This window comes from Roseibium aggregatum IAM 12614 (assembly GCF_000168975.1).
Taxonomy (GTDB): Bacteria; Pseudomonadota; Alphaproteobacteria; order Rhizobiales; family Stappiaceae; genus Roseibium; species Roseibium aggregatum.
Genome location: NZ_AAUW01000009.1, coordinates 105,626 through 123,355, shown reverse-complemented (window position 1 = coordinate 123,355; position 17,730 = coordinate 105,626). Strand labels below are relative to the sequence as shown.

General features: G+C 54.8%; 14 protein-coding genes. 8 read left to right on the top strand and 6 right to left on the bottom strand.

The genetic code is table 11. The features are described 5' to 3' along the window. Positions 1–69 precede the first annotated feature (69 nt). Both SIAM614_RS13735 and SIAM614_RS31210 read left to right on the top strand, forming a co-directional pair. Positions 70–402, top strand: coding sequence for a plasmid mobilization protein (locus SIAM614_RS13735; protein ID WP_006935370.1), 333 nt, complete (start codon positions 70–72; stop codon positions 400–402). Then, on the top strand, positions 392–2,035 hold the full coding sequence (locus SIAM614_RS31210; RefSeq protein ID WP_081455252.1) for a relaxase/mobilization nuclease domain-containing protein: 1,644 nt from the start codon (positions 392–394) through the stop codon (positions 2,033–2,035). The genes SIAM614_RS13735 and SIAM614_RS31210 overlap by 11 nt, the downstream gene beginning before the upstream one ends. A 193-nt stretch (positions 2,036–2,228) precedes the next feature. On the opposite strand, the gene SIAM614_RS13720 is transcribed toward SIAM614_RS31210, so the two are convergent. Both SIAM614_RS13720 and SIAM614_RS13715 read right to left on the bottom strand, forming a co-directional pair. Continuing rightward, positions 2,229–3,194 (bottom strand): DUF4238 domain-containing protein, encoded by a 966-nt coding sequence (locus SIAM614_RS13720; protein ID WP_006935365.1) that lies wholly within the window; start codon positions 3,192–3,194, stop codon positions 2,229–2,231. A gap of 186 nt (positions 3,195–3,380) precedes the next feature. Further along, positions 3,381–4,628 carry a hypothetical protein gene (locus SIAM614_RS13715; RefSeq protein WP_040440206.1) on the bottom strand — a complete coding sequence of 416 codons (1,248 nt, stop codon included), beginning with the start codon at positions 4,626–4,628 and terminating at the stop codon, positions 3,381–3,383. A 496-nt stretch (positions 4,629–5,124) separates the two neighbouring features. Here SIAM614_RS13715 and SIAM614_RS13710 point away from each other — a divergent pair, with 496 nt between their 5' ends. Then, positions 5,125–7,257 (top strand): DEAD/DEAH box helicase, encoded by a 2,133-nt coding sequence (locus tag SIAM614_RS13710; RefSeq protein WP_006935363.1) that lies wholly within the window; start codon positions 5,125–5,127, stop codon positions 7,255–7,257. Next, positions 7,257–7,925 carry a DUF2290 domain-containing protein gene (locus SIAM614_RS13705; RefSeq protein WP_006935360.1) on the top strand — a complete coding sequence of 223 codons (669 nt, stop codon included), beginning with the start codon at positions 7,257–7,259 and terminating at the stop codon, positions 7,923–7,925. The genes SIAM614_RS13710 and SIAM614_RS13705 overlap by 1 nt, the downstream gene beginning before the upstream one ends. 408 nt (positions 7,926–8,333) lie before the next feature. Here the strand turns inward: SIAM614_RS13705 and SIAM614_RS13700 are convergent, their stop codons facing one another. Together SIAM614_RS13700 and SIAM614_RS13695 are read right to left on the bottom strand one after the other, a co-directional pair. Continuing rightward, on the bottom strand, positions 8,334–8,873 hold the full coding sequence (locus SIAM614_RS13700; protein WP_040440204.1) for an N-acetyltransferase: 540 nt from the start codon (positions 8,871–8,873) through the stop codon (positions 8,334–8,336). Then, complete coding sequence (locus SIAM614_RS13695) at positions 8,866–9,222, bottom strand: type II toxin-antitoxin system TacA family antitoxin (protein WP_324293999.1); 357 nt, start codon at positions 9,220–9,222, stop codon at positions 8,866–8,868. Before SIAM614_RS13695 ends, SIAM614_RS13700 begins: the two co-directional genes overlap by 8 nt. A 424-nt stretch (positions 9,223–9,646) precedes the next feature. Here SIAM614_RS13695 and SIAM614_RS13690 point away from each other — a divergent pair, with 424 nt between their 5' ends. Next, the gene (locus SIAM614_RS13690; protein ID WP_006935357.1) at positions 9,647–11,482 is read left to right on the top strand and encodes a type II toxin-antitoxin system HipA family toxin; all 1,836 of its coding nucleotides are present in this window, start codon (positions 9,647–9,649) and stop codon (positions 11,480–11,482) included. Between the two features lie 30 nt (positions 11,483–11,512). Here the strand turns inward: SIAM614_RS13690 and SIAM614_RS33445 are convergent, their stop codons facing one another. After that, positions 11,513–12,397: an Arc family DNA-binding protein gene (locus SIAM614_RS33445; protein ID WP_006935356.1), complete on the bottom strand. Its 885-nt coding sequence runs from the start codon at positions 12,395–12,397 to the stop codon at positions 11,513–11,515. A 518-nt stretch (positions 12,398–12,915) separates the two neighbouring features. Here SIAM614_RS33445 and SIAM614_RS31205 point away from each other — a divergent pair. From SIAM614_RS31205 to SIAM614_RS13665, 3 genes are all read left to right on the top strand, one after another. After that, positions 12,916–14,028 carry a tyrosine-type recombinase/integrase gene (locus tag SIAM614_RS31205; protein WP_006935355.1) on the top strand — a complete coding sequence of 371 codons (1,113 nt, stop codon included), beginning with the start codon at positions 12,916–12,918 and terminating at the stop codon, positions 14,026–14,028. 397 nt (positions 14,029–14,425) lie between these two features. Beyond that, positions 14,426–15,004 carry a tyrosine-type recombinase/integrase gene (locus tag SIAM614_RS13670; RefSeq protein WP_157139848.1) on the top strand — a complete coding sequence of 193 codons (579 nt, stop codon included), beginning with the start codon at positions 14,426–14,428 and terminating at the stop codon, positions 15,002–15,004. Between the two features lie 80 nt (positions 15,005–15,084). Continuing rightward, complete coding sequence (locus SIAM614_RS13665) at positions 15,085–16,641, top strand: ISL3 family transposase (protein ID WP_040440201.1); 1,557 nt, start codon at positions 15,085–15,087, stop codon at positions 16,639–16,641. Positions 16,642–17,059: 418 nt separating this feature from the next. Here SIAM614_RS13665 and SIAM614_RS13660 read toward each other — a convergent pair whose 3' ends face one another. After that, positions 17,060–17,716, bottom strand: a complete 657-nt coding sequence (locus SIAM614_RS13660; RefSeq protein ID WP_208983985.1) for a DUF3299 domain-containing protein — start codon at positions 17,714–17,716, stop codon at positions 17,060–17,062. Positions 17,717–17,730: the final 14 nt, after the last annotated feature.

The window sequence follows — 17,730 nt, the reverse complement described above, 5'->3', positions numbered from 1 at the left end:
GAGGGGCAGCAGGCCTCCCCTTCGAACCCCTCCGGACCGCAAACGGCCCGTCTCGCCGAGACGGTTGTTATGCGCTGTACGACGGAGGAAAAGAGACATCTCAAGCGCCGGGCCGCCGCGGACAAAGTCTCCGTCTCGGAGCTGTTGCGCGGGGCCTTGGGGCAGATCAAAGCCCCTCGCCGCCGAGCCACACCGCAGGCCGATCCGCAGCTTGTGACGGCGCTCAGCCGCATCGGCACCAACCTGAACCAGATCGCCCGCGCCGTGAACTCCGCCCAGGCGGCTGGCGACATGCGCCAGATCGATGGCCTGCAGCTGCTTGCCGAGCTGATCGGCATCGAGCGCCAGATGGCGGCTCTCCTTGCCAGCCACAAACGGCGGGACGCCGATCATGCTGATTAAACTGTTCCGCAGTGGCAAGGGCGGCGGCGCGGCACCGGTCGATTACCTGATCGCCCCGCAGGTGCTCGCTTACGACGGCAACCGCGATCTCATCCGCGATGACGCTGGCGTCCCGCTGATGAAGAGCCGCGATCCGTTGCCAGAGGTGCTGGCGGGTAATCCGGACCACACACGGGCCCTGATCGATGCCTGCCCCCACTCCTGGACGTACCGGGCGGGCGTGATCAGCTTCGACAAAGACGATCATCCGACGGAAGAGCAGCAGCAGGCCGTCATGGATGCCTTTGACGAGCTTGCGTTCGCCGGTCTGGAACCCGACCAGGTCGACATGCTCTGGGTCCGGCACAGCCATGAAGGCAGGGTGGAGCTACACTTCTGCACGCCGCGCATGGAGCTCACGTCAGGCAAGAGCCTCAACATTGCCCCGCCTGGCTACCAGAAGGCGATGGATGCCTTGCGTGACATGCTCAACAAGGAGCATGGCTGGGCCGATCCGCAAGATCCGGCCAGGTCGCAGGACACCAAGCAGCTTCCGGAAAAGAAACTGCGGGCCCAGGGCCGCGAGGACATCCAGAACTGGCTGGAAGACCTGATCGTCGCCGGCCGGATCTCATCCCGGCCCGACATGGTCGCCGCGCTCGAAGGCGCCGGCTTCGAACTGCCCCGCCAGGGCAAAACCTATCTCACGGTCAAGGACCCGGACAGCGACACCCGCTGGCGGCTCAAGGGAGACATTTTCCATGCAGACTGGACCAGAGAGAAGACCGCTCAGAGAGCGGCTCAGCGAGAGCATCGAGCAAGCGCACCAGGAGGAACAACAGGCGCACCAGGATCAGAACGCCTCGCTACTCGAAGCCTATCAGATCTCTGTGACGAATATCGGGCGCATGTTGAAAGCCGCATGCAATACAATGAACAACGATTTCCAAGCGTACCAGCGGCAGGTGGACGCGACATTAGACAGGCACTTGAAAGAGAGCGCGCAGCAGCTCTTTCAGCTGAAAATCAGCCTGGAGCAAAACAAGAGATTGGCCGCGAAGAACCGCCTTCTGAAACTGTCAGCAGCAATCCTGCTCTCGGCCGGTCTGACGCTCGGCGGGGTCCTGTTCCTGAACAATCAGCTCAGATGGGCGCTGATCACCTCGGCCTTCAATCAGACGACCTACACGGACTTTCCCATCCTGATCTTCGACACGAAAACCGGCACGTACGAGCGTTGCCGGGACATAGACGGAAAACTCTCCTGCCAGCCGACGGAATAGAGCTCCATGACAGACACCAATTTCCCCTCGCCAAACCTGCCCTCCCAACAATCCCTGACGCCACTCGAGCGCGGGTTGCTGAGCTTGGTCGAACGCTTGACCAACGCCTTCGAACATTCGACCGCTCAGCTGGAGCACTTGGAAAGGCGCTCGACCGGCTTGCTGGACGAACGGCTGACCGAGCTCGAGACGTTGCTCGACAGGTCCATCAGCTCGCAACGGACCTTCAACGAGGCTTTGCTCGACTTGCTCAGTGCGCCGGAATCCTCCGGCAGATCGGTGGAAGAGCTTTGCTCAACATTGGGAGAACTCAGCAGCGTTTACAGCAAAAGGCGATGAAGACAGGTCGCCCTAACGAAATGGAACGCTAGGTTGGGCAACAAGTTTCTGGTCGTAGCCCTCAAAGTTTAGTGACCAGACTGGGGCCGGGAGGGGACGGGCGGGTTTCGGGAATGAACTTGGGGAGAGCTGCCATTCACTTTGCAGACTGCGCACTGTCTCATTGGATGGTTTCTTGCTTACGCACCTCAAGCAAATAGCCGCCTAAGCGGACGTTGATCTCATTCATGTGTTTTCTCCCGCACCATAGTTATACGGACGTGTGTTTTGTCTTGATAGCTGAAGTATTCCTCTCCCGGTGTCGAAGTTCTCGTTCCACCCTTCCACGCGGAAATTTCGGTTCTTCTTCACGAAGTCGGGAATCCATTCCAAATATTTTGAATAGAACACCACAGTTTCCGCCGACCGGATTAATCGTCGATTTATATCGACGACTTCACTGCGCCGTAAGTTCATCATCGACGACCGAAAATCCCGAAATTCAAACCCTTTCGCTCGATTGGTGCGAAGATGCGGTCTGATCCGGATGGCCAAGTTGGGAGCCAAAGGGACGATGCGGTTCAGAATTCGCGGATCGTCGGTGTCCTCGTTAGCGATGGGGTAATCCGATGTGAAGAACGGCGTATCCTCATGGGTGTTGACGAGTATGTCCCAGGCAAAATTTCCGAACGATGACACCCGGTCCATGATAGTTCCAATGCCAACGGCCTGCGGATATTTTGGGTCGACATTCACGACAACTCGACCGTCAGCGATCATTTCACCAATCGTCCCTCCACCGAGTTCAGCAGGAACCGCTGCAAGATCACCTCGGCGATCAAGCATTCCGGCCATCATCTGGACACTGCCCGCAAACATGGGGGTATTTATGCGCATGGCTGCAGGTGAGCAACTCATCACATAACTGACGAAGCCCGAAATTGCGTAGATTGCCTCCCCGGTAGGCTTGCCTTGACGGAGCTCATCGACAGAGACGTTGTATTGTCCCTCGATGGTTTTCAGGAACTCTTCGACCGCCCTCTGATCCTGCAAGTACTTGTTGGTATTTCCATCCTCGACACGACATTGACTGGCGGAATCGCATTGGTATCTTTTCAGGTCTGTCTTACGGATGGCGTGCATCCGCTTGCCGAGCTTTGCGTCGTACCAATTCTTCAGATGCACTTGGCTGACGAAGTGATCGAGCGGCATGCCTTTGGACTCGCTATTGGACGTTTACAGGATCAAATGGTTGGATTTCCCGCCCGGCATTCATCAGGCTAATCAGCAGCATGGCGGTCGAGAAAGCCAGAGGACCGGCCGATCGCGCTGACAACGTTTGAGGCCAGTTTTCCGCCCTGATTTGCCAGTCGGCCAGAGCGCGGTGAAAGTTAGTATTCAGCCCCGATGTTGCCGCGGCGCAAACCCCTCTGTTTCGATCTGGAACCAATCCTTGTCCTTGGGCAAGCCATCATGCTCCAGAAAGCCCCAAAGAGCTTTCTGACAGATCTCCGCTGCAGGCGGGAGCTTTTTGAAGTTCTTTTCCTCCATGATGCCCTGATGCACGGCTGTGGACGCAGCATTGTATGCATCCTTTATCGTTTTCTTGATGCTTATTCGCTCTTCGAGGCCCGTTCCGACAACAATTGCTGCACGTAGGCCAACACGATCATTTAGTTCAGTTCTGTTATCCTTATCCAAGAACGTTGTTTCCAGTGCCACGCGCAAGTGTAGCGCCTTTTCGACACTGGACAGGTGAGCGCCGAACAGGTTCAGGTGTCTCATTGGAACACGTATGCGCGCTGCGTCAGCACCGGGCAAACGATCAAGGAGAGCGGTTAGCCTGATGCCTTCAGTGATCTCCGGCTGTCCAAGAGGAAATCCTGATGCAGGTTGTGCGGAGGGTAGCAACTCCCAGGAAACAAGACTCGCGGCAAAAGGAGTATGTAGATCTGGTACGAAAGTACGGCAGATTCCAAACACGCCGTTCTTTACGTCAGTACTGAGACTGAGACACAGAGCAGCGTCTTCAAGGTGTTGTGCCGACTGCCGAGTGTCTATCAAGGACCCCAACACATGGTCATTTTTAATTGTTTCCCCGTCAAGTTGCGGAGCAGTGTAGCGGTGCTCTTTGGTAAGTGCATAGCAACATATAGGCATCGGAAGGCCAACCCGCTCTTGAGTAAGGCGTCTGGCAAGGCGGATATTGGGAATTCCATCAGCTTGACGCAGAATGACACCATTGGGGAAGTTCTGCGGTTCCTGCGGACCTTCCGGGAATACGCCCGCGAGGGGCTGAACGTGGTGCACTGTTATTTTCTGTGTCTCAGTGTAGGTAAAAAGATCCTCCAAAGCGGCTTCGGGATTTTGCGTTAGAGTCGCCAGTTCGATTAGCCAATAGGCTAAGTCCCACATGGACGTCGAAGTGGCTGAATTCGCCAGATACTGTAGATTTCCTTGCCGGAAGGTGCTCAGTTCTTCGACCTTAAGAAGTGCGTTTCCAAGCGCGCCGAAGCCGGGCTCGCACTTCGCAAACGTTTCCGCATCGCTGTCTGCGATCGATCGCAGGCGTGAAATGTGCGGATACTCTTCCATAGCGCACTCGAGGAGTGGAAGGAGCTGTGCTTTAAAGTCTTGATCGCGCAAATTGCCCTCACAAAGGCTTCCTGTTCGCGCGAAGTGTCAGTTGTATGCGCCAGACCGTCAAGCTAAAGGCCGGTAACGTGCGACATCTCAACTGACGTGAATGACCGAAAAGGGGCCGCTTTGCTGACTGGCAGGTTACGCCAGGAACGGCCCATCAGCTCCGAGCCGGAAGGGGACTGACGGTTTACGTGCTCCGATCGTGCTTAGCTGACATTCATCGGCGCTGGATGTGGTGGCGATTCCGGCCCATAGCCGCTATTGGCTAGGTGTTTTTCTCTGTACCGGTCCGTTCTTGAAGCAGACCTTGGTCGACAGCCCTGCCGCCATTGACTAAACGGTACCATACACCGAGGTGGTTCCGCCGCCGCAACAAGCTGGACGTTGTCAAGAAATGCCCGAAGGGCTTATAGAGCCGAAAAAACGCCTCTAGGTTTCCAACTTACGATTAAGTTGATGCCTCGATTGTTGATGATGCTGACTACAGGAAGACGAACAAATGGAAATCATCAGGGGTTCAGCAAGGAAGCCAGTCTCAACTGATAGGCTCGTTGAGATTTTCGAGAACAACTTTGCAAGCTCGGAAGGGGTCCTCTATGTAGGGTACCCGGTTCTGTCGTCATCGGACGAGTCTGTTTCAATCGATGCGCTCTTGATCTCAAGGGACCATGGAGTGGTTGCAATAAATCTTGTCGAGGGGAAGGACGCAGAGGCGTTCGGCGAACTCCAAGACGATATTGCCAGTTTATTGGATGCAAAGTTCAAGCAACACAAAGTGCTGCGCAAAGGCAGAAGACTGCTGGCCATACCAGAGACGCTCACCTACGCGCCCCTGCTAGACACGGACGAAGATGAGGACGCTCACCGACTGGTGAATGACACTAATATCGTTGATGCAATCAAATCTATTGAATGGGCCGATTCCCATTTGTACGAGTCAGTCCTCTCCGTCATCCAGTCAATATCAACCATTCGCAGGAACCGGCGCCGTAGAACCAATGTGAGAGCAGACTCCCATGGTGCAGCCCTTCAAGCGTTGGAAGACTCAATAGCAAATCTAGATGCACGGCAGAGTAAGGCGGTTATTGAGACCGTTGAGGGCGTCCAACGCATACGGGGTCTTGCCGGTTCCGGAAAAACCATCGTCCTTGCTCTCAAGGCTGCTTACCTCCATTCGCAGAACCCCGATTGGAAAATTGCGGTTACGTTCAACACCAGATCACTGAAGGAACAGTTTCTGCGGCTGATTGAAACCTTTGTTGTTGAACAAACGGGGGAACAGCCGAATGACAACATCGAGGTTATCAACGCATGGGGCGCTCCAGGAGGAGCTAGTCGTACAGGGATATACTATCAGTTCTGCGTCGAAAACGGAGCCACTTACCAAGATTTTCAGCAAGCCAAAAACAGATATGGCTACAACAAAGCATTCGCTGGTGCGACATCATCGGCAATGTCCGAGGTGAAGACAATCGCGCCAATGTACGATGCCATCCTTGTCGATGAAGCGCAGGACTTCGATCCATCATTCTTGCAGTTGTGTTACCATTCCCTGACTGCTGAAAAGCGATTGGTGTATGCTTACGACGAACTTCAGTCGTTGACAGATGCAAGCCTGCCCGCACCGGAGGAGATTTTTGGCGTCGACACCCAAGGAAAGCCTCTCGTCACGTTTGATGGTTCCGTAGCCAGCCAAGATATCATCTTGGACAAGTGCTATCGTAACTCTCGTCCGGTGTTGGCATCGGCGCATGCACTGGGGTTTGGCATATATCGTGAACCCGACAAGAAGCTGGGCACTGGACTAACCCAGATGTTTGATCGTGCAGAGCTTTGGACCGATGTTGGCTATGAGGTTCTTGCTGGTCAACTTGAAGACGACCACAGTGTAACGCTGAGTCGGACGAAATCAGCAAGCCCAGAGTTTCTTGAAAATCCCGGTAAAGTCGATGAACTCATTCTCTTTAAACATTTTGATGGTGAAGGTGAGCAGGCCCAATGGGTCGCGGATCAGATTATCAAGAACTTGACCGAGGACGAGCTTCGCCCAGAAGACATTATCGTCATCAACCCTGATCCCATCAGCACAGCCAAACAAGTAGGGCGGATCAGGAAGATTCTCTTCGACAAAGGAATCCCTTCGCACCTCGCGGGCGTGGACACATCAGGAGATGTCTTCTTTAAGCCGGATGAAGGTTCGGTCGCCTTTACCGGAATCTTCCGTGCCAAGGGTAACGAGGCTGGTATGGTCTACGTTATCAACGCTCAGGATTGCTACAGTTCGTTTGGTGAGATCGGCAAGGTGAGGAACAGACTCTTTACGGCTATGACCCGAAGCAAGGCTTGGGTGCGCGTTGTCGGGCACGGTGCAAATATGGAAGCCCTCACTAGGGAATATGCAGCAATTGCAAAGAACGATTATCGCCTGGAATTTGTCTATCCAAACGAGAAACTCAGGGCGCGACTTCGTGTGGTCAATCGGGATATGTCCGCTGAAGAAAAGCAAAAGGTAAAATCGGCCAAGCAAACTGTATCTACCTTGGTTCAACAACTTGCAGCTGGGGATGTCCAACTTGATGACCTACCTGAAGGGGACCTTCAGGCTCTTCGTGAACTGCTGGGCACGCAGTAATGGCAGATATAAAATCTGTAGCATCAGAAATCCGTGACTTGACATCAAAGATGATCGAAGTGGGGCTGTGTGTTGAACCAAATTTTCCGCGGCAAGCAACCTATCCCTCGGATGAAGGTGCCATTGACGAACTGTCGATTGTTGGTCTGGAAGAAGCCTCTGTCGCGCTTCGAAACAGACCGTACTCTGAGACATACGAAGTTCTTCGAGAAAAACGGGCGTTCAACATGCGGTTGATAGATGGTGCATTAGTGCAGTTTCGGTACCGCTTTCGGAAGGGTGAACTGATCAAACACGTGCTTTCGTTTTATCCATCGCCAGACCTACTCGAGTATCAAAACGATCCCGAAGTTTATGAGAACGATATACTCTTCGCCGAAGTTGTCATGAAGGACATCGTGACAACACCTGTCAGATTTGATTTCGATTTGGCCGCATTCGAAGACTACATCCATCCGGCTTCCCATTTTACAGTCGGGCAGTACCGAAATTGCCGGATACCCGTCATAGGTGCGCTAACTCCCCATAGATTCCTCAATTTTGTGCTGAGGGCGTTTTATAACACTCCGTACCACGAGTTGTGCGCTGAATGGAAAAGCGGTGCTCCGGACTTCGCTGCCACGGTTACAGAACGCGAACGATCCGACCTGCACTGGAGCTTTGTGTAGGAGCGAGGGCAGAAACTGAAACTGTGTCTGAGCCAAGCGTGTAGGCCGTGCATGGCCCGTAAATTCTTTGATCTTGTATTCCATTTCACATACGAATGGCCACTTTTCCAGTTTTGTTATTTGTTTTCTGCGCCCGCAGCGAACTACCGCTCTCCGCCCATTTTGTTCCTTAGATCAGTTCGCAACGAATAGCTGCTATGGAGATCTGATTTCGAACCGCTGAACGACCGCCCTGTGGGCGCTATGTAGCCTGAGGCGGCTCATGAGGCCATATGGAGCAATTCAAAGACGGGAACCACTTCACCCTTATTAAAGAAAATGCCGATTTTGTTTATTAGCGGCTGCCACTAATCAATTTCTGAAATTAGTGACCGAATAGACCTGGCGTCGCTCAGGACAGAGACCTGATTAGATCAGCAAAGCCCGCGCGTCCTGTATGGGAAGAAAGAGGCGAAGTGGTGCGTTTTCAAGCTTTGAGAAACCATAGCCCGTGTATAGCGCTAACCGCCGTTTAGTTGCCTCCTCGTTTCCGCAGTCCAGGACATCCATGAGCACCACAGCAATGCCGAGTGTCTCGGAAGCACGGGCGAGTTTTTTCAAAGCATCAACGAGCAAAATGCCGCCTAGTCCGTTCCCTTGGAACCTCTGATCAACGCCAATCATCGAAATAAAGGCAGCTGGGATTGAACTGTGACTCGGCCGCGTTCGAGCATACTTTTTTGGCAACTCGGCATAATCAACTGAATGGGCGTTAACAGCGTAGAAGCCCAGCAATTGATCGTCCGCGCCGAGCAGCACTGACACTCGAACATTTCCCGCTTTCTGGAGCTTGTTTGCTGTTTTTTTGAAATAGTTGTCGACCTGGTCGACGCCGCATGAAAAAGCCGTTCGATCATGTTTTTCCGGATCGAACGGCTCAAATTTTAAAGGCCGCAATATTTCACTCACTTTCGGCAACCATCTCCTTGTGCAGCTTTGCGGCGGCCAACAGCTTTTCTGTCGGTGCGGCCGGGCGTTCAAGCGCGTCAAAGAACGCGGCATGATCGACCGGCGCCAGCACCGTCCGTTCGTGCGCTGCAATCACATCCTGGGCACGCAGCAATGCTGCATTGGTCGTAAATGTGCTGAGATCCATGCCGGAAAGTTCAGCGGCCTTTTCAATGGCCGCCTTTATCGAGGCTTTCGTGCGGATGTTCAGCCTGGCGTCGCTCTTCTCTTGCCGAGAAGATGCGAGATCCGTTGCTCCCAACATAGTCACCTCCTTTGCTTGCGTGGTTCGAAGGGTAAGTTCATGCATAATGTACGCCAGATAGACGCACAGTTCAAGATCGAAGCCGACACACACTTCAAGCGTCAGCGCAACAACTGGAACATGCTAATTCGATGAAACACCCGCGCTGCATAAAGACATGAGCTGGCCGGTAGCCTCACCTCTAACGCATACGCATAAGTTCGTAGGCCCGAAGCACAGAACCGGTGCGGTCGGCTTCAGAGACGACCCTCGCTCAAAGGACTAGCAATCCGGTTCGATTGCGGTTTCCGAAAAAGCGGAACTGCAGGTTCGAAAGGTCAATAGGCGGTTCCGGCGGCAGTAGCGGTGACACAATTTGGGCGAGATTCAAACTTTTACGTATATTAAATACGCGAAAGTCAGAATTCTTTGACATTTGAGGCGGAAAATCCTAACTTTCTCGTAGGTCGAATACGCGAAAGTTAGAAGATTGCTCTATCTCGTTGGCGAGAATCTCGACAGAAGTCGCGCACACTATCAGGCCGAAACCGGCAAGATTGTGCAACTCATGCGCGGCATCTACGTCGATGCCGGCGCCGATGCGGACGTCGATGTGCTTCGGCATTCCATCCGGATTGCCCGCTACCTCTATCCTCGCGCTTATCTCTCCGCTGCCAGCGCTGTCCTGCTCGCGCCGACGCGCGATGGACGGCTCTTCATAAGCGGTCCGCGCAGTCAGCGGACACGTATCAGAACCCTGGAAATCATCCAGAACGTGGCCCCCGAACACCCGGCTGTTGCCACCGCCATCATCGATGATGGCATGGGGGAATTCCACGCCAATGTTTCGTCCGTTCGTCAGCGATTTCTCGAAGGCTTTCGCCTGCGTAGTGAGCATGCCGCTTCAATCGATGAAGCAATGCGTGCCGACATCGCACGCCGACTGGTGGACGAGTACGGCACCCCCAAAGCTGCAGCGGATGCGCTATGGGCGCTGGCCCGTGAAAACCAGTGGTATCGCGAGGGCGAGCAAGCAGAACGCTATCTTCTTCATACCGGCGCAAAAATTGAGATCCGCAACGAAGCGGCACTCGATTTCATCGTTGCCTGGCACGGAACACATATCGGGCATCTCTTGTACGACGGCTTTGAATGGCGCTGGAAACCGGACGAGGGATTCGATCTGCCGCTGATCCAGCAGCGCGTTCCCGGCCAGCTACCGCCTTTCATTCTCTCTCTTCTGCCTGAAGGCTGGCTGGAGCGCGTTCTGCAGGAAAACGACGAACGCGCCGTTCTGCGCTCGGGCAAGCGCTATATGTCGAATATCACTATCAGCACCAAGGCTGCCGATCTTGACGCCTTGCCAGCAGACATTCTCACCTGTCGTCTGAACGATTTCAAAACAGACGGCATCTTCACCGGCACCTATGCAGGACCAAGCCGTGGGGACATCGAGCACAGCTTCGAAGAGAAGCTCGCGCGCCTTTACGCCAGCGCCGACACACCGCGTCTGTCCGGAGTGCAGATCAAGGCACCGATGTTCCTCGGTGAGGACGGGAAGCTCGTTCCCAGTACCGGGCTGCCATTTACGCACATACTCAAGCCCGCCGGGACAAGCGGCTTCCAAGCACTGCCGGTGATCGAATTTCTCGCCATGGCGCTCGGTCGCCACGCCGGACTCGACACCCCCTCGACGGCGCTGGTTGCCATGCCGGACGGGATGCCGCCTGCGCTGATTGTCGAGCGCTTCGACATTCGCACGTCCCCTGACGACAAGCGGCGAATAGCGCTTGAAGATTTGTGTTCAGTTCTCGATCTGCCTCCTGAAGCGAAATATGACGGCACGATCGAGCGTATCGCGCGAGCAGTGCGCCCGCTCTCATCCGAGCCCGAAGCCGATCTGCTGCTCTTGCTCAAGCGCGCCTTGTTTGCCTGGCTCGTTGCCGATGGAGACATGCACCTCAAGAACCTTGCGCTGCTCAAGGTAGCCCAGCCGGATACAAGCAGTTTCGAAACCGTGCGCGTAGCACCGCTCTATGACGCCGTCACCACGGTCGTCTTTCCTGGCCTCGAACATGATCGCATGGCACTGAAGATCAACGGCAAAGACAATCGCCTGCGTCGCGCTGATTTCCTCAGGACGGCGGCGATAGCCGGCTTGACCGCCAGTGCGGCAAACCAGGCGATAGACGCCGTCCTTACTAGGCTTCGTGCTGGCATTGATGCCGTCATTATTCCGGATGTTCCCGGCATAGACCAAGACATTACCGCCAAGGCCGAGCAAATGCTCAGGCTCTGCCGCGAACGCGTTGACGCATTCGAATGATTTTGGGCCTAGTCAGGCCACCCGAAGCAGCTAGTCATTCAAAATTGTGTCACGCTCCGATCGCAATTCATCGTTGAGTTCGATTTTGTGATAGACCCTTTTGCACAGCTCCTGGTAGCCAGCCCAATAACCAAAGTCGTTTGCCTGGTTTTCAAAGCTGGACGGTTGCCACCAATCTGAGAACCAAGATGACGACCGGGCCTGCTTGACTGCAAGAAGAGGGTTCAGTTCTCCATGTGTGAGCTGAACAAATGGCTCTGCCTCCAAGAGATACCCTGACGAGTCTAACTGCCTATAGTCCGAACTCAGCTTTCGGCATGTATTTGAAAAACGGGCTTGATCATATTCGCCCGAGCCGCCGACTACTTCGCTCAGATTCAACGTCGTTTTGAAAGTTTGGCAGACGAAACCATCATGCATCGTGACAATAGCCACGTTGCCTTCCCTCGCCATGCTCCGGATAAACGCAATTTTTTTCGGGCGCTGCTTCGCGAGCGTTTCCGCTAGTTTCACCCCATAAGAGTACAGGTCATGCACTTCAAAAGGGTGCCCTTCGCCATGCTTGAGCCAGTCCGGCCGCACATTCAGATATTTGGCAACACGGTCGGAAAGCTCAAAAGGTGGATAGGCGCTCCCTCCAAAGACTCGTTCTAATTGCTCCGCCGTCTCTTCCGAAACAGCCTCAGCGATTTTCGAGACAGATATTTTCGCATGGACCGCGTCATTGATTTGCGCAAGCGCCCATTTGTACCTGACGGAAACGCTGGACAAAAACGTCTCCTCTAGCCGCGCAACGATTTCAGCGTTCATGGAGCGATTGCTGAGTTTTGCGGCCTCGGCGATTTGATCGCGCATGCCGTCTGGCAGGCGGACGACAAATTGATCTTTGTCTTTGGCTTTGGTCTGGCTCGTCATGGCCTGTTGATACTCGCAAAGTGCTATGCAGAAAATACTAGCACAATGAGATCTTTTTGGCATATGGTGCGCCGACAAATATCACAATGATACTAATTCGGAGTGTGTGAAATGAATAAACAAAACTGGCCGAAAGTCCTCCTGCGCCTGCCTCTTGAGACCAAGCGGTTTCTGGAATTGGAAACCCAGAAGAACGCCTCTTCGTTGAACAGCGAAATCGTGCGATGCATCCGGCATCGAATGGAAGACCTGGCCTGCGCATCCCGTCATGCGCCCAGTTCGCCTCAGTCTGGTCGATAAACGGTCGTCCTTGTGATTGAATCGACAACTCTTCCCAAGGCTTTGACCGAGGCAAAAACGGCCGTGGAATGGGTGTCCATCTTCGCTGAGAAGGGCATTCGGATTTCTGCTCGCCAGTTGACGGCCAAGGCCCGCAGGTTGGGCGCATTTTACACCTGCACGCGCCCCATGCTGCTTCACCCCGATCACATCGAACTCATTCTCAGTCAGATAGAGCAATGCCCCTCGAACTCATCAAGCGCAAAGACACCGATGTATGGCACATCCGCGGCCGTATCGACGAGATCCCGGACTGTAAGTACATCCGTAAGAGCACGGGAAAGGCTCGAAAAGCTGACGCAGAAACGTACCTAGCCTGGTTCAAGCAGCAACAGATCAGAGCCTATTACGCCTCGGACCTCCCTGAAGAAGAAAGGCCATTTCTGTTTTCTGACGCCGTTGAGCTTTATAATCCGACCCCGGAATATGCCGGCTACCTGTTGAAGCTCATGCCCTACCTGGAGAACAAACCGGTCAATGAAATCACACCAAAAATGGTGCGCGAGCTGGGTCCGGCAATCTCGCCGGGCAACTCGACGAGCACATGGCGCAAGCAGGTTATTGGGCCGGTTCGCGCGGTAGTCAATAACGCACATGACCTTGGGAAATGCCAGCCGATAAAGATCAAGGCTTACTCGAACATGGAAAGCGAAAAGCAGGACGTCCTGCGCGGCAAACAAAGCAATGTCGAAAAGGTGCCCGGAGATTGGCTCTGGATTTTTTTATTCAAAGAGCACAGCGATTTGCGTTTTGGTCTGATGGCGCAGTTCATGTTCGAGACAGCAGCGCGGATTAGCCAAACACTGGCACTCACACCAGATCATCTGAACCTAGAGAACCGTCGCGTGAAAATGCCGTCCGCGAAGGGCTATGGCGAGACTCCAGTTACGCTGTCTGAAGAGCTGGCGAAAGAGTTGGCCACGCTGAAACCACGTCGTCCGAGAAAAACTGGTGATCCAAACCAGAAACGCCCACTGCTCGTGTTTGGCTACGCCTCTCGCAGCAGCATCTACAAGCCTTGGAAACGCATTTGCGATGCTGCGGGCATAGACCACCGCATGCCGCATGCGGCGGGCCGACACGGCTTTGCTACGGAAATGCTCAATCGACACGGGATCGACCCTCACACAGTGGCAAAGCTGGGCCGTTGGAAAGACGTGAAGTTGCTCTTCGATACATACGGTCACTCGGAGAACGAAGAGCAGAAGATAATGGACGCTCTTCGTACAGGACGCGTACAGGTCTTGCAGCAGATGCGAGATAACGCTTTGATTTTAAAGAAGGAATCCTAAATTGCCATCTTCCCTCCGAAGGCAGAGGTCACAGGTTCGAATCCTGTCGGGTGCGCCATGATTTACCAAGTAGTTTCAATCACTTGGAAGATCACTCGATACCTTCGAAAGCCAACTCAGATCGGTCTGTCACACTGGTGTCACAGTGACGGAGACGAGAATGGCTTCCATTCGAAAACGCGGACAGAGCTGGCAAGCCCAGGTCCGCCGTCAGGGCCACGCGCCCATTACAAAATCATTCCTCAAGAGAGCCGACGCAGAGCTCTGGGCAAAACAGACAGAAGTTGCCCTGGACCGGGAAGACTTTGGGATAATGCCACGTGCACAAAAATCCCCACCCCTGTCTGACCTGCTTTTTCGCTATCGGAAGGAAATCACCCCCAGGAAGCGCGGCGAGGTGGCCGAAAGGTACAGGCTCAAGACACTGCTGCAGCATGACATCGCGCGGATCCCGATCAGCAAACTCACCTCTTCCGCCATTGCGCGTTACCGTGACGAACGGCTTCGCGTTGTGAGCCCTTCAAGCGTCAGGCGGGAGCTTGTTATCCTGCGCCACTGTCTGGAGGTCGCTCGCAAGGAATGGGACGCACCTCTCAAGGAAAACCCGGTCCATAACATCCAGGTTCCCTCTGACGGCAAGGCACGTGAGCGGAGGCTCTCTCCCAAGGAACTCCAGGCTCTTCTGACTGCCGCTGACAAGTGCCGCAACAAGTTTGTCAAACCAGTCATTCAGTTTGCCCTGGCGACAGGAATGCGCCGAGGGGAAATCCTCAAACTGACCTGGGCGGACATAGACAAGGACAATCGAACCGCAAAGATCCGGGAAACAAAGAATGGAGATCCCAGAACGATACCACTCTCCAAGTCAGCCCTAGCGGTGCTTGAGGATTGTCCGACTTCAACCGGTCATGTGTTCCCGATCTCCGCCAACGCCTTGCGTCTGGCTTGGGAGCGCACAAAAGCACGAGCCTGTTGATTTTCACCGAGAACTGGCTCTGACTCACATTTGCTGTTGTTGGCAGGCAGGCTTTTGCTGATTCACTGGAGGATCAGCTTATGCGACATCGAATTCCGCGCGCGAGCCTCGCGCCTGACGGCTTTTCAGTAGATGAAGTGAAGTTTGTAGCGGATAGCGTTCTAATCCAGTTGCGGTCGCGCGAACCTTCGGGAACATGTCCGGACTGCGGGCGAGTGAGCCGAAGAGTTCAAAGCCGATATGTACGCCGACCTGCTGATCTTCCGCTTTCCGGTCGGCGTGTACAATTGGTAATAGTCGCGCGCCGGTTCTGGTGCGATGCCGTCCTATGCGGTCGGCGCATCTTCTGCGAGCAGTTCGATGGCAGTGTATTGGCTCGCTATGGTCGGCGTACCCAACGGCTGGAAACAATCGTCCACCATCTCGGCCTGGCACTCGGCGGCAGACCGGCCGCCGTCTTTGCTAATCGCCTCATGATGCCAGTGAGCAACGACACACTGCTGCGGGTGGTTCGCCGACGTATTGCCGATTACAGCGATGACCTCTTTGTCATAGGCATTGATGACTTTGCCTTTCGACGTGGCCAGACCTACGGAACAATCGTTTGCGACCTGGAGCGGCGGAGGCCTGTTACTCTCTTGCCGGATCGTGCGTTGGATACGTCTCGATCGTGGCTGGCCCAACATCAGTCGATATCAATCGTCGCTCGCGACCGGGGCGGTGGCTACGGCGAGGCCATCGCGAGGGCCCTGCCTGATGCGGAGCAGGTCGCCGACCGTTGGCATCTGATGGAGAATTCCAGCCGAGCCTTTCTCGATGCTGTCGGCAGGTCTATGCGACAGATCAGGCAAGCGGTCGGCAGCAATGTCGTTGACCCCGAGCTTTTGACTTATGCGGAAAAGTTGCAGTACGAGGGTTATGTGCGCCGTCAGGAAACGAATGAAGCGATCCGCGAGCTTTCGAAAAAGGGCACCCCAATTCGGCAGATCGTGCGGCAAACCGGTCATAGCCGGAAGCTTGTCCGCGACGTATTAAGAGGCCAGCGCCTTGATGTCTTTCGTACACGGCCCAGCTCGCTCGATAGCTGGCTGCCGTGGCTTAACAGCCGCTGGGACGAAGGGGCTCGAAACGCCTTGGCTCTCTGGCGCGAGATGCGGGAGAAGGGCTTTCCAGGGCAAAGCGGTGTCGTCTCACAATGGGCGCAGCGCCGGCGGTTGGCAGAGAAGGCCAACCAGAGCGGACTTGCCCGAACGCCGTCGGCAAGGGTTATCGCTCGGTTGATGACTGCCGCACGCGATGATTTGGCGAAGTCCGAGGCAGTCCTGGTGGCGGCGATTGAAATGAGTGTTCCGGAACTGGTGGCCGCACGCGACGCCATTGGCGACTTCCAATCCATGATCCGTTCGAAGACAGCACGCAGGCTTGATGACTGGCTTGAAGCAGCCAAGAACAGCTTAGTCGGATCCTTCGCAAATGGCGTCGAAAAGGATATCGACGCCGTCCGAAACGCCATTATCTCTCCTTGGTCGAATGGGCAAACGGAAGGACAGATCACGCGCCTGAAGCTCATCAAGCGCCAAATGTACGGGCGAGCAAAACTCGATCTCCTCCAGGCGCGATTGATTGGCGCATCCTAAGAGCTAAACACCAGCAAAAGTGCGTCAGAGCCAGTTCTCAGTGAAAAAACCAGGCTCTACCGGGTCAGTTCTCGGTGAAAATCAACAGCATGCTCTTCATCTGGCAAAACGCAAACGTCAAATGAGGATTTTGATATGTCGATGCCGACAAAACGATTAGCATAAGCATGGCTTGGTCTCCCTTATACGCGAGCGCGAAGCTCTCTCAACGGTTCGACGAAGCCTCTGCGCACGAAGGGTTTTGCTTTTTGCGAACGTGAAGTTCATCCCCGGAAGGGCTCACCACTTCGTACGCCGCCATCGAGGTAAGGCATACTCAATGAACAAAGAGGCCGGAGCATCTACCATGCTCCGGCCTCTCATGTATAAGCCCCGGAGGCTTGAGGCCCAGACAAAATGTTGCCTGCTGAGCCAAACGTCAGCCACCGTATTTCTCCACGAGCACCGGCCGCATCATGTAGCTTACGGAAACTGGGGCCTGTCCGTCGACATACCCAACGTCCTGAACCGAGCTTTGGGCGACCATGGTTCCTGTCACCCAGACAGGCGTGAAGAGGCCGTTGACCTCGATACCTTCCGGATACACGACGTGGACGATCTGGTTGGCGGGGGGTGGCGGGGTGTGGATGCAGGCGCCGACCGTCGGCACCAGCAGAAATTCGACGACCTTCCGGTCCTTGAACTCCAAGGGCAGAACATAGCCCGGCATCCGGATGCTGCTGCCGATAAGTGCCTCGTTTACCGCCGAGGCCGCCGCTTCGCGTTTTTCCATGATCGCGAGGCGCGCGGCGAACAACCCGTCGACATCGATGCCGTCCTCGGCCAATTGTTCGCGTAACGCTTGCGCCTCGGTGGTGAACGAGGCCTCATAGCTCTGCTCGGCCAGGGCCTCGAATCGCAGAATACGGCGAAGGGTGTCCATCTGATCGTCGGTGAGGTTCTCGAACGGGTTCTCGATCACTGCGGCTGGAGGGGCGAGCATATCCCAGGAGATGTCCTGAGGGTCAGCCGCCTGTGCGAGCGCCGGAGGAAGGGCAAGCGAGAGTATCAAGACGAGACGGGCGAACATGATCATGGAGCAGTCCCTTT